This window comes from Salinarimonas chemoclinalis, from assembly GCF_041514305.1.
In the GTDB taxonomy this organism is placed as follows: Bacteria; Pseudomonadota; Alphaproteobacteria; order Rhizobiales; family Beijerinckiaceae; genus Salinarimonas; species Salinarimonas chemoclinalis.
Genome location: NZ_JBGMWH010000009.1, coordinates 12,763 through 24,851 on the forward strand (window position 1 = coordinate 12,763; position 12,089 = coordinate 24,851).

13 protein-coding genes are annotated in these 12,089 nt (G+C 71.1%); 9 read left to right on the forward strand and 4 right to left on the reverse strand.

The features are described 5' to 3' along the window. The first annotated feature begins 117 nt into the window (after nt 1–117). From AB9M23_RS14585 to AB9M23_RS14605, 5 genes are all read left to right on the forward strand, one after another. Complete coding sequence (locus AB9M23_RS14585) at nt 118–1,737, forward strand: ABC transporter substrate-binding protein (protein ID WP_372425287.1); 1,620 nt, start codon at nt 118–120, stop codon at nt 1,735–1,737. Nucleotides 1,738–1,876: 139 nt separating this feature from the next. Continuing rightward, nucleotides 1,877–2,854 (forward strand): ABC transporter permease, encoded by a 978-nt coding sequence (locus tag AB9M23_RS14590; protein ID WP_372425288.1) that lies wholly within the window; start codon nt 1,877–1,879, stop codon nt 2,852–2,854. A gap of 67 nt (nt 2,855–2,921) precedes the next feature. After that, nucleotides 2,922–3,836, forward strand: a complete 915-nt coding sequence (locus tag AB9M23_RS14595) for an ABC transporter permease (protein ID WP_372425427.1) — start codon at nt 2,922–2,924, stop codon at nt 3,834–3,836. Continuing rightward, nucleotides 3,833–4,837, forward strand: a complete 1,005-nt coding sequence (locus AB9M23_RS14600; protein WP_372425289.1) for an ABC transporter ATP-binding protein — start codon at nt 3,833–3,835, stop codon at nt 4,835–4,837. Before AB9M23_RS14595 ends, AB9M23_RS14600 begins: the two co-directional genes overlap by 4 nt. Further along, nucleotides 4,834–5,931, forward strand: a complete 1,098-nt coding sequence (locus AB9M23_RS14605) for an ABC transporter ATP-binding protein (protein ID WP_372425290.1) — start codon at nt 4,834–4,836, stop codon at nt 5,929–5,931. Before AB9M23_RS14600 ends, AB9M23_RS14605 begins: the two co-directional genes overlap by 4 nt. 16 nt (nt 5,932–5,947) lie before the next feature. Here the strand turns inward: AB9M23_RS14605 and AB9M23_RS14610 are convergent, their stop codons facing one another. From AB9M23_RS14610 to AB9M23_RS14625, 4 genes are all read right to left on the reverse strand, one after another. Further along, nucleotides 5,948–6,637 carry an SPASM domain-containing protein gene (locus AB9M23_RS14610; protein WP_372425291.1) on the reverse strand — a complete coding sequence of 230 codons (690 nt, stop codon included), beginning with the start codon at nt 6,635–6,637 and terminating at the stop codon, nt 5,948–5,950. Continuing rightward, a complete protein-coding gene (locus tag AB9M23_RS14615) occupies nt 6,634–7,404 on the reverse strand; it encodes a radical SAM protein (RefSeq protein WP_372425292.1) in 771 nt (256 codons plus the stop codon). Before AB9M23_RS14615 ends, AB9M23_RS14610 begins: the two co-directional genes overlap by 4 nt. A gap of 16 nt (nt 7,405–7,420) precedes the next feature. After that, a complete protein-coding gene (locus AB9M23_RS14620) occupies nt 7,421–7,675 on the reverse strand; it encodes a hypothetical protein (protein WP_372425293.1) in 255 nt (84 codons plus the stop codon). 115 nt (nt 7,676–7,790) lie between these two features. Then, a complete protein-coding gene (locus AB9M23_RS14625) occupies nt 7,791–8,072 on the reverse strand; it encodes a hypothetical protein (protein WP_372425294.1) in 282 nt (93 codons plus the stop codon). Between the two features lie 274 nt (nt 8,073–8,346). Between AB9M23_RS14625 and AB9M23_RS14630 the strand changes: the two genes are divergently transcribed. From AB9M23_RS14630 to AB9M23_RS14645, 4 genes are all read left to right on the forward strand, one after another. Beyond that, a complete protein-coding gene (locus tag AB9M23_RS14630) occupies nt 8,347–8,727 on the forward strand; it encodes a response regulator (RefSeq protein WP_372425295.1) in 381 nt (126 codons plus the stop codon). 22 nt (nt 8,728–8,749) lie between these two features. Then, complete coding sequence (locus AB9M23_RS14635; RefSeq protein WP_372425296.1) at nt 8,750–9,127, forward strand: response regulator; 378 nt, start codon at nt 8,750–8,752, stop codon at nt 9,125–9,127. Between the two features lie 148 nt (nt 9,128–9,275). Continuing rightward, a complete protein-coding gene (locus tag AB9M23_RS14640; RefSeq protein WP_372425297.1) occupies nt 9,276–10,850 on the forward strand; it encodes an ABC transporter substrate-binding protein in 1,575 nt (524 codons plus the stop codon). A 264-nt stretch (nt 10,851–11,114) separates the two neighbouring features. Then, nucleotides 11,115–12,089 carry an ABC transporter permease gene (locus tag AB9M23_RS14645; protein WP_372425298.1) on the forward strand — a complete coding sequence of 325 codons (975 nt, stop codon included), beginning with the start codon at nt 11,115–11,117 and terminating at the stop codon, nt 12,087–12,089.

Consider the following 12,089-nt stretch of genomic DNA (forward strand, 5'->3'; position numbering starts at 1 on the left):
AATCAAGCCTTTCCCCGGGACCGCGGGGGCGGCAGGATGGCCCAAGAGACGGCCCAAGAAATGCTTGCCGGTGGCCGTACAGTAAGCCCCGGCGAGAACCAGAGGAGACGTGACGACATGCACCGTACCGCCAAGCGGCTCGCGCTCGCGAGCCTGCCCCTCGCGATGATCTTCGCCACCCCGGCTCTGTCGCAGAGCCTCACCGTCGGCCTCACCTCCGAGCCGACCTCGGTCGATCCGCACTTCCACAATCTCGGCCCCAACAACTCGCTGCGCATGCACGTCTTCGAAGGCCTGACCCAGGCCGACGAGAACCAGCTGAACGTGCCGAGCCTCGCGAGCGACTGGGAATCGATCGACGACACGACCTGGCGCTTCAACCTGCGCGAGGGCGTGACCTTCTCCGACGGCACGGCCTTCGACGCCACCGACGTGGTCTACTCGATCTGCCGCGTGCCCACCGTCGAGAACTCCCCGTCCTCCTTCACGAGCTTCGTCGCCGGCATCTCCGGCGTGACGATCGAGGACCCCCACACGATCGTGTTCGAGACGAACGGCCCGGTGCCGCTGCTGCCGACGAACCTCGCGAGCGTGGGCATCATCTCGGCCGAGGCCTTCGGGGGCGAGGACGTGGTGTTCGCCCAGGGCGGCTGCGAGAATCTCGGCACGCCCCCGCAGGCCGCGGACTTCAACGATCCCGCCAAGGCGATCGGCACCGGCCCCTACAAGCTCGAGAGCTACGTGCGCGGCGACGCGATCGTGCTGTCGCGCAACGAGAACTACTGGGACGGTACGCCGACCTGGGAGCAGGTGACCTTCCGCCCGATCGCCAACGAGGGCGCGCGCGTGGCGGCTCTCCTCTCGGGCGACGTCGACATGGTCGAATCGCCCCCCGTGCAGGACTTCGACCGCCTCCGCCGCGACGGCTTCGAGATCGCCCAGGGCCTGTCGAACCGCGTCATCTACCTGCACCTCGACAACAACCCCGAGGACGGCCACGTCCCGCCGGGCGTGACCGGCACCGACGGCGCGAATCCGTTCACGGACGTGCGCGTGCGTCAGGCGATCTCCAAGGCCATCGACCGTCAGGCCATCGCGGCGCGCATCATGGGCACGCTCGCGGTGCCCGCCGGCGACCTCCTGCCCTACCCGATGTTCGGCACCCGCGAGGACACGCCGGTCGAGGCCTACGATCCGGAGGCGGCCCGCGCGCTGCTCGCCGAGGCCGGCTACCCGAACGGCTTCGGGCTCGTGCTCTCGGCGCCGAACGACCGCTACATGAACGACGAGCGGGTCGCACAGGCGGTGGCGCAGATGCTCGCGCGCATCGGCATCTCGACGACGGTCGACGCGATGACGGCCTCGACCTTCTTCTCGCGCCGCAACAACTTCGAATACGGCATGTGGCTCGCCGGCTGGGGTGCCGCCACGGGCGAGATGTCGAGCCCGCTGATCGCGCTCGTCGCGACCCGCGACCCGGACAGCGGCATGGGCTCGACCAACCGCCAGCGCTACTCCAACCCGGAGATCGACGCGCTGATCAAGGAGGCCATCGCGACCGTCGACGACGACGCCCGCGAGGCGCTGCTCCAGGAGGCCGCGACGATGGCGATGGCGGACTACGCCACCATCCCGCTGCACTTCGAGGTGACGCCCTGGGCCTTCCGCCCGGGCCTCGCGGTCACGCCGCGCGCGGACCAGTACACGCTCGCCATGGAGGTCGAGCCGGCGAGCTGAGGCGCGCCGCGCCGGCGGCGGGCGGGCTCGTCCGCCGCCGTCCTCCACTCTCCGGCACGGCGCGCGACCCGCGCCGTGCCCTCGCGCCGCGCGCCGAACCTCTCGGCGAGCGGCGGTCCGTCAGCACCCGGGTCAACCAATGCTGGTCTACCTCATCCGCCGCATCGGGCAGTCGCTGCTCGTCATAGCCGTCATGGCGTTCCTCGTCTTCCTCGCGGTCTACGCGGTGGGCGACCCGGTCGCGATCCTCGCCAACCCGGAGGCGAACCAGCAGGAGCTCGACGCCATCGCGGCGCGGCTCGGGCTCGATCGGCCGATCTGGGAGCAGTTCGGCATCTTCGTCTGGAACGCGCTCCAGGGCGACCTCGGCACGTCCTTCGTCTATTCGGAGAGCGCGCTGAAGGTGATCCTCGAGCGCCTGCCGGCGACGATGGAGCTGGCCTTCGTGGCGCTCCTCCTGTCGATCGTCATCGGCGTGCCGCTCGGCGTCATCGCCGGCCTCAAGCCCGATTCCTTCATCGGGCGCGGCATCATGTCGACCTCGATCCTCGGCTTCTCGCTGCCGAACTTCTGGATCGGGCTGATGCTCATCCTCCTGTTCGCGGTCGAGCTGCGCTGGCTGCCCGCGAGCGGGCGCGGGGAGACCGTCGAGGTGCTGGGCATGCAGCTGTCGATGTTCACCGCGAACGGCCTCTCGCACCTGCTCCTGCCCGCGATCACGCTCGCGCTGTACAAGTCCTCGCTCGTCATCCGCATCGCCCAGGCGGGCACCCGCGAGGTGATGCTGCAGGACTACGTGCGCTTCGCCCGGGCCAAGGGCCTGTCGTCGCGGCGCATCGTGTTCGTGCACGTGCTCAAGAACATGCTCATCCCGGTCGTCACCGTGCTCGGCCTCGAGCTCGGCTCGATGATCGCCTTCGCGGTCGTCACCGAGACGGTGTTCTCCTATCCCGGCATGGGCAAGCTCCTCATCGACTCGATCAACCGCCTCGATCGGCCGATCGTCGTCGCCTACCTGATGCTGACCGTGTTCATCTTCGTGATCATCAACCTCGTGGTCGACCTGCTCTACGCGGCGATCGACCCGCGGGTGCGCCTCTCCGAGGCGAAGGGCTGAGGACGATCCCATGAGCGACCTCTCCCCCCACGCCGCCGCCCGCCCCCTCGCCGGCCCCGCCGCCGGCATGCCGCCGGGCGCCTCCGTGCCCCCGGCCGCGCCGGACAAGGGCGAGAGCCTGCTGCGCCGGCACGTCTCCTCCTTCCTCGAGAGCTGGAGCGCCATCGTCGGCCTCGTCGTGCTGGTGCTGTCGGTGATGGCGGCGCTGCTGGCGCCGTGGATCGCGCCGCAGAACCCCTACGACCTGGCGACGCTGTCCATCATGGACAACATGCTCCCGCCCGGAGAGATCTTCGGCATGGGGCAGACGGCCTGGCTCGGCACCGACGACCAGGGCCGCGACATGCTCTCGGCGATCCTCTACGGGCTGCGGGTGTCGCTGACCGTCGGCGCCTCCTCGGTGCTGATCGCGGCCGTGATCGGCGCCTCGCTCGGCGTGCTCGCGGCCTATGCCGGCGGGCGGGTCGAGAGCATCGTGATGCGCATCGTCGACCTGCAGCTCTCCTTCCCGGCGATCCTGGTCGCGCTCGTGCTCCTCGCCGTCTTCGGCCGGGGCGTCGACAAGGTGGTGATCGCGCTCGTCGTCGTGCAATGGGCCTACTACGCCCGCACCGTGCGCGGCTCGGCGCTCGTCGAGAAGCGGCGCGAGTACATCGAGGCGGCGCGCTGCCTCGCGCTGCCGCGCCGGCGCATCGTGTTCCGCCACCTGCTGCCGAACTGCATCCCGCCGCTCATCGTCGTGGCCACCGTTCAGATCGCCAACGCCATCGCGCTCGAATCGACGCTCTCGTTCCTGGGTGTGGGCGTCCCCGTCACGGAGCCCTCCCTCGGCATGCTGATCGCCAACGGCTACGGCTACCTCTTGTCCGGCAACTACTGGATCTCGACCTTCCCCGGCGTGGCGCTCGTCATCGTCATCGTCGCCATCAACCTCGTCGGCGACCGGCTGCGCGACGTGCTCAACCCGAGGCTCGCGAAATGACGGCGCCCGTTCTCGACGTCCGCGACCTGAAGGTCACCTTCTCCACCCGCGAGGGGCTCGTCACCGCCGTCGACGGCGTCTCGTTCTCCGTCGACGCCGGCGAGGTGATGGGGCTCGTCGGCGAATCCGGCTCGGGCAAGTCCGTCACCGGGCTCGCCGTGCTCGGCCTGATCGACCCGCCCGGGCGCATCGCCGGGGGCTCGATCTCGGTGAAGGGCCGCGAGCTCGTCGGCCTCCCCGAGAAGGCGCTCCAGAAGGTCCGCGGCAAGGACGTCGCGATGATCTTCCAGGACCCGATGACGACGCTCAACCCGGTCCTGCGCATCGACACGCAGATGATCGAGGCGATCCGCGCCCACGAGGCCGTCTCCGAGAAGGCGGCGCGCGAGCGGGCCCGCGACGCGCTCGCCAAGGTCGGCATCCCCTCCCCCGAGGAGCGGCTCTCGGCCTATCCCAACCAGTTCTCGGGGGGCATGCGCCAGCGCGTGGCGATCGCGACCGCGCTTCTCAACCGCCCCGCCGTGCTCGTCGCCGACGAGCCGACGACGGCGCTCGACGTGACGATCCAGGCGCAGATCCTCGCCGAGGTGCAGAAACTGTGCGCCGAGACCGGCACGGCGCTCGTGTGGATCACCCACGACCTCTCGGTCATCGCCGGCCTCGCCGACAAGGTCGCGGTGATGTACGCCGGGCGCGTGGTCGAGGAGGGCCCGGTCGCCGACGTGCTCGAGCGCCCGATCCACCCCTACACGGCGGGCCTCATCGGCTCGGTGCCGAGCCGCAACAAGCGCGGCCAGCCACTCGCGCAGATCCCCGGCATGACGCCCCAGCTCTCCAAGCTGCCGCCGGGCTGCCCCTTCGCGCCGCGCTGCTTCAATGCGACGGAGCCCTGCCACGGGATCCGGCCCGAGCGCACGCCCTACCCCGGCGGCCGCGCCGCACGCTGCCACAATCCCCTGAACGTGCCCGCCGCCGACGCGGCGCGGGAGCTCGCGCCATGACCCCGACCTCCACGAAGACCGACCTCACCTCGCCGCCCGGGACGCCGATCCTGTCGCTGTCGCACGTGCACAAGCGCTTCGTGAAGTCCCTCGACGCGGCGGAGAAGGTGGCGAACCTCTTCGGCGCCGGCCTCCGGGAGCAGGTCGTGCGCGCCGTCGACGACGTCAGCTTCGACGTGGCGCCCGGCGAGGTCGTGGGCCTCGTCGGCGAATCGGGCTGCGGCAAGTCCACCCTCGGGCGCATCGTCGCCGGCATCCTCGATCCGTCCGACGGGGTCGTGCGCTTCGAGGGCGAGGACGTCGCGAAGATGTCGGGCGCCGCACGGCGGCGCGCCGACCTCGCGGTGCAGATGATCTTCCAGGACCCCGCCGCCTCGCTCAACCCGCGCATGCGCGTCGTCGAGATCATCGGCGAGGCGCCGGTGGTGCACGGGCTGATCCCGGCGGGCGGGATGGACGCCTACGTCTGCGGCCTGATGGAGAAGGTCGGCCTCGACCCCGCGACGCGTCGGCGCTACCCGCACCAGTTCTCCGGCGGCCAGCGCGCGCGCATCAACATCGCCCGGGCGCTCGCGGTGCAGCCGCGGGTGCTGGTGTGCGACGAATCCACCGCCGCGCTCGACGTCTCGATCCAGGCGCAGGTGCTCAACCTCTTCCTCGAGCTGCGGCGCGAACTGAACCTCACCTACGTCTTCGTCAGCCACGATCTCGGCGTGATCGAGCACATCGCCGACCGGGTGGCGGTGATGTATCTCGGCCGCATCGTCGAGCTCGCGAAGACCGACGAGATCTTCGAGGCGCCCAACCACCCCTACACGCAGGCGCTGCTCGAGGAGGTCCCCCGCCTCGAGGCGAAGAAGCGTGCCTTCACCGCGCTCACCGGCGAGATCCCCTCGCCCCTGCGCCCGCCGCCGGGCTGCCATTTCCATCCGCGCTGCCCCCACGCCTTCCCCCGCTGCTCCGCCGACCGTCCCGCGCTGAAGGCGATCGCGCCGGATCGCCTCTCCGCCTGCCACCTCAACGACGAGACCGGCGCGCGCCCCGGCCGCAGCCTTTCGGCGGAGCGGCCGAGCCTGGAGGCGGCGCGGGGGTGAGCTGGCGCGAGGCGCTCTACGCCTCGGCGAGCTCCGGGCGGGCGCGGAACTGGATCGCGAGCGGGATCTCGGGCTGGGCGGGGCCGGAGGCGAAGCCCGCCGCCCGCGCGACGAGCCGCGGCAGGTTCGTGCGCCAATAGCGCCCCTGCTCGTCGAGCGCGTGGCGGTCCCCCTCGAGATGCTTCTTCGGGCAGCCGCCCCAGCAGATCGGCAGGAAGGTGCAGGCCGAGCAGGTCGGCGCCCGCGTCGGGTCGAAGCCCTCCCAGAACCCGGCGTCCGCGCCGACCGGCGCGGCCCCCTCGCGGGCGCCCGGCATGGCCGAGACCGCCCGACCCGCCTCCCCGACCTGGAGCCCGCAGCGATAGACCAGCCCGTCCGCGCCGAGCACCGCCGAGCCGTGCGCGAGCGCCGCGCAGACGGAGGTCTTGGGGTGCGGGAAGCCGTCCGGCACCTCCGATTCCTCCACGACGGCGATGCCGTCGAGCGCTCCGCGCACCGCCGCGCGGAGCGCGTCGAACGCCGCGAGCGGCAGCTCGCGCCGGCGCATGAAGCGCGACGTCTCGGAGTAGGAGGCGAGCCGTGCCGGCTGGAACACGGCCGGCACCGGCGCGTCGAACCAGCCGCGGTCGCGGGCGAAGGCGACGAAGGGCAGGACGTCGTCGCTGTTGCCGGCGTCGACGTTGAAGCGCACGTCGACCCGGGTCACGCGCACGAGGCGGTCCACAGCGCCACGGCGCGGTCGAAGGAGGAGGCCGGCCCCGCCAGCGGCGCGCGCCCGCGGCGCCAGCGCCGACGCTTGTCGTGGTTCGCCCGCATGCCGTCGAAGGAGATCTGCACCTGGCGGATGCGGTGGCGGGCGACGAACGCCTCCACGTCCTCCGGCCAGTCGGTGCCGTTGGAGATGATCGAGGCGACGTAGCGGACGCCGTCCGCGGCGCAGGCCTCCTGCAGGGCGTGCGACGCGGCTTCGATGAAGCCGCGCTCGAGCAGCGGCTCGCCGCCGTACCAGTCCACGTGCAGGGCGCGGTGCGGCGTCAGAGCGAGGCGCGCGCGGGCGAGCGCGACGAGCGCCGCGACGTCGCGGGTCTCCAGGCGCGCGCCGCTGCGTTCCTCGTAGCAGTAGTAGCAGCCGAGATTGCAGTCCATCGTCGTCGTGACGGTGAGCACGACCGGCGTCTCGCCCCGCGCGCGCCAGTAGCGCTCGTGGATCGGCGCGATCTCGTCGGTGCCCCGCGGGACGAGGAAGCCGCCGCGGCGCAGCGTGGCGAGGAGCGGGGGATCGAGATCGCCGTCCTCGACGACGAGGCCGGGCGCGCACAGCGCCTCGGCGAGCGCCGCCGCCCCGGCGCCGTCGAGCACGGTGAGCGCGCCGCTCGCCGTGCTGAACAGCGCGACCCGCCCCGACTCCTCGGCCTCCTGCACGGCCACGAGGAAGCGCGACGGCACGAGCGGCGCGCCGGGAGCGGGCAGCATCGGGCTCACCCGCGCGTCAGGCCTCGATGAGGGCGAGGCAGGTGTTGGTGCCGCCGCACAGCCGCGCGGCGCTCTTCTTCACGGGCTTCAGCTCGGGGTCGACGACGGTCGTCGCCTGAACCTCGAAGCGCATGCCCGGCTTGAGGCGCAGCACCGGCTCGGGATCGTCGGTCTCGATGAGGTGGACCCGGGGCGCCTGCGCCTGGACGGCCTTGTCCTTCGGGCTCTTGGGCGTGGCGCTCTTCGCCTTGGGGGTCTTCTCCGCGGCCATGCCTGTCTCTCCTCGCCTGACGGTCACGTGCGAGAGTAGCAAGCTTCGCCGCATTCCGCCAGCCTCCCCGCGGCGCCTCGCCGCATGCGCCCGAGGCCGCGGTCCGGCACGCGCGTCAGTCGGGCCGCACCCCGCCGCCGTTCGCGACGCCGCCCTCGGAGGACGCCTCGTCCGGTGGGCTTCCACGCCTCCGGAAGGAGCGCGCCTGCAGGCGCGGGGCGAGGATCCACGCGATCGGCGCCGCGAGAATGAAGCTCGCCGCGACGACGACTGGAATCATCACGTCCGCTCTGGCGTTCAGCGACGGGACGAGGAGGATCGTCACGGCTCCGATGCCGAAGAGCACGGCGTTCGTCGGCAGATAGACGAGCAGGGCGACCATGGATCTCCTGCGCATGACGACGGTCTCCTTCGCGTCTCCTCGACACCGAGGAAGGAACGCGGGGGATGCGTGGCCGTTCCACCGTCGATCACGAACGCGTGATCCGCGGCTTCGACGAGGCCGTACGTGGAACGACTTGCGCTCGCGCGCGTAATCTGTTGGCCTATCATGCGAACGCGCGCCGCCGCGTCCGCGCCGTCCCCTCGAGTACGCGTCGGTCGTGATCGACGCTGGAGCATTTCCTCCCCATGGCCCGCCTCCGATGACCGAGCCGTTGTCCGAGCCTGGAGTGGAGCGGAGCGCCACCGTCCTCCTGGTGGAGGACGAGCCGCTCGTGCGGCTCGATCTCGAGGAGACGCTGCGCGAAGCGGGCTACGTCGTCGTCGCCTGCACCACCGCAGAGGAGGGCCGCGACGTGCTCCGGTCGGGACTTCCCGTCGACGCGATCGTCACGGACGTGCGCACGCCGGGCGCGATCGACGGGCTCGAACTCGCCCGCGAGGCACGCGACCGCGCCGCCGCCCTGCCAATCCTCGTGCTCTCCGGACATCTCGAGCCCGCGGCCGCGGCGGCGGCGCGCGTGGACGCCTTCCTGGCGAAGCCGGTCTCCAGCGACGCCGTCCGGGCGCGGCTGGAACGTCTCCTGGAGACGGATCGTTCGCAGGCGTGAACCTGTCAACCGGGAGATCGCCGTGCAGACCGTCCTCGTCGTCGATGCCGACGTCATCGTGCGCCATCATCTGGCGGAGTTCCTGCGCGAGTGCGGGCTGAAGGTCGTGGAGGCCTCCAGCGCCGCCGAGGCGCGCACCTTCCTGGCCGAGACCCGGCTCGGAATCGACATCGCCCTCGTCGATGCCAGCCTGCCGGGATCCGAGAACGCCTTCGCCCTGCGCGCCTGGATCGCCGAGACCTATCCCGACATCGACATCGTCCTCGCCGGTAGCCTGGAGAGCGCCGTCGAGGAAGCCTCCGAGATCTGCGAGCAGGGCCCGACGCTGCCCAAGCCCTACGACCCGAAGTCGGTACTCGACCGCATCAAGCGCCTGCGCGCCGCGCGCGACCGCGACTGACGCCGCGAAAGGCGCCACGAACACGTTCTCGCGAGCGCTGCCGTTGCGGCGGGCGGTATCGATTGTCGCAGGCATCGATGTGGTGCAGGGTTCGTGGAAATCCCAAATTCACGCAAGATTGCGTGGAATAATGGCCGGAGGTTTCCCGATGCGTCCCATCCTGCAGCTCGCGGTGCTCGCCACGGCGGGCCTCGCCTGTGCCCTCCCCGCTTCCGCCGAGACCTTCCGCTGGTCGAGCGGCACCGATCCGCAGACGATGGACCCCCACGCGGTCAACGCGGCTCCCGTGACCTCCTTCCTGAACAACGTCTACGAGGGCCTGGTGCGGCGCGACGCCGGCATGGCGATCGAGCCGTCGCTCGCGACCGAATGGGCGCCGCTCGACGGCGAGGACGGCTGGCGCTTCCGGCTTCGCGAGGGCGTGACCTTCCACGACGGCGCGGCCTTCACCGCCGACGACGTGCTGTTCTCCTACGAGCGCGCCGCCTCCGAGGAGAGCGACGTGCGCTCCTGGTTCGCGCCGGTCACGGAGGTGCGGGTCGTCGACGACACCACGATCGACTTCGTGACGAGCGCGCCGAACCCGCTCTTCCCCGATTCCATCGCGAACTTCCTGATCATGGACCGCGAATGGGCGGAGGCGAACGACGCGGTGCGTCCGGCGCGCGACGCGGAGAACCATGCCACCCGCAACGCCAACGGCACCGGCCCCTTCCGGCTCGTCTCCCGCGACCCCGGCATCGAGACGGTGCTCGAGCCCTTCGACGGCTGGTGGGACACGCGCGAGCACGACATCACGCGCGCGATCTACACGCCGATCGGCAACCCGGCGACGGGCCTCGCGGCGCTGCTCTCGGGCGAGATCGACATGATCTCGCCGATCCCGCTCCAGGACGTGGCGCAGGTCGAAGGCCGCGAGGGGTTCCGGGTGCTGGAGGGGCTCGAGACGCGCGTCATCGTGCTGGGCTTCGGGCACGAGCGGGAGGTGCTGAAGTACGGCGCCGACGCCGGCGCGCCGAACCCCTTCCTCGACGCGCGGGTGCGCCGCGCGGTGGCGCTCGCCATCGACGTCGACACGATCGGCCGGGTGATCATGCGCGGCAAGTCCGCGCCCGCGAGCCAGCTGCTGCCGGCGGGGCTGAGCGGCTATTCCGAGGCGAACGACGCGCCGCTGGGCTTCGACGAGGCCGGCGCCCGCGCGCTCCTCGCGGTGGCGGGCTACCCGGACGGCTTCTCGTTCGGGCTGATGTGCACCAACGACCGCTACATCAACGACGAGGCCGTGTGCCGCGCGATCGCCTCGATGCTCGCCCGCGTCGGCATCGACGCCGAGCTCACGGTGATGCCGGTGCGAAACTACTGGGAGGAGCTGCGGGCGGACAACTTCGACATGTACCTGCTCGGCTGGTCGCCCGGCACCTTCGATGCCGAGCACCCGATCCGCTTCCTCGCCGCGACGCCCAACGAGGAGACCCGCGTCGGCTCGTGGAACTTCGGCGGCTACTCGAACGCGCGCGTCGACGAGCTGCTGCCGCGCGTCCAGCAGGAGCTCGACCCCGCCGCCCGCCAGGCCATGCTCGACGAGATCGCCGCCATCCTCCAGGCGGAGGTGGCCTACGTCCCGCTCTACGTCGAGCCGCTCATCTGGGCCGCGAAGGACACCATCGACCTGGTCCAGCGGCCGGACAACTTCTTCATGCTGCGCTGGGTGCGCGTGAATTGAGCAGGAGCGCCGGCGGCTCGCACGCTTCGGCTTCGCCGAACACGCCTACGGCGTGCCCCATCCGTCGCCGGCTTCGCCGACGCCACCTTCCCCTACAGGGAAGGACGAATGAAGCGCTCTTTCCTTCTCCTTCCCTGTAGGGGAAGGTGGATCGCCGCGAAGCGGCGAGACGGATGGGGCGCGGCGACAGCCGCGTTCGGCGAAGCCGAATGGGTGCGCGCGCCGTCCGTGTTCCGCAGGCGGGGAAAGCTCGAACATCCCATCATGATCCCCTTCCTCGCCCGCCGCCTCCTCCAGTCCCTCTTCGTCATGCTCGCCGTCGCGGCGCTGTCCTTCGCGCTGTTCCGCTTCGTCGGCGATCCCGTCTCGCAGATGACCGGCGTCGAGACCGCGCCGGAGGACATGGCGCGGCTGCGCGTCGAGCTCGGGCTCACCGATCCGATCCCGGTGCAGTTCGCGCGCTTCGTGGCGGACCTCGCGACGCTCGACTTCGGCTATTCCTACCGCACCCGCCAGCCGGTGGGGGAGATGATCGCGCAGCGCATTCCGGCGACCCTCGAGCTGGGTCTGGTGGCGCTCCTGATCTCCCTCGTGGTGGGTGTGCCGGGCGGCGTCTACGCGGCGCTGAAGCCTCGCTCGCCGGCGACGCAGGCGCTCCTGATCGGCACGCTGATCGGCGTCTCGGTGCCGACCTTCGTCATCGGCATCCTCCTGATCTTCCTGTTCGGCGTGCAGCTCGGCTGGCTGCCCACCTTCGGGCGGGGCGGCACGGTGGAGATCGGCGGCTGGCGCACGAGCCTCCTCACGCTCGACGGCTGGCGCGCGCTGATCCTGCCCGCGGTGACGCTGGGCCTGTACCAGCTCACGCTGACGCTGCGGCTCGTGCGCGCCGAGATGATGGAGGTCATGCGCACCGACCACATCCGCTTCGCGATGGCGCGCGGGCTGCCGCTCGGCTCGATCCACTACCGGCACGCGCTCGGCAACACGCTGGTGCCGGTCGTCACCATCGTGGCGCTCCAGTTCGGCGGGGTGATCGCCTTCTCGATCGTCACCGAGAGCGTGTTCCAGTGGCCCGGCCTCGGGCTCCTCTTCCTCGAATCGATCCGCTTCGTCGACATCCCCGTCATGGCGGTCTACCTCGTGCTGATCGGCTTCGTCTTCGTGGCGATCAACCTCCTCGTCGATCTCCTCTACGCGGCCATCGACCCGCGCATCCGCGTCACGGGGGCCGCCTGA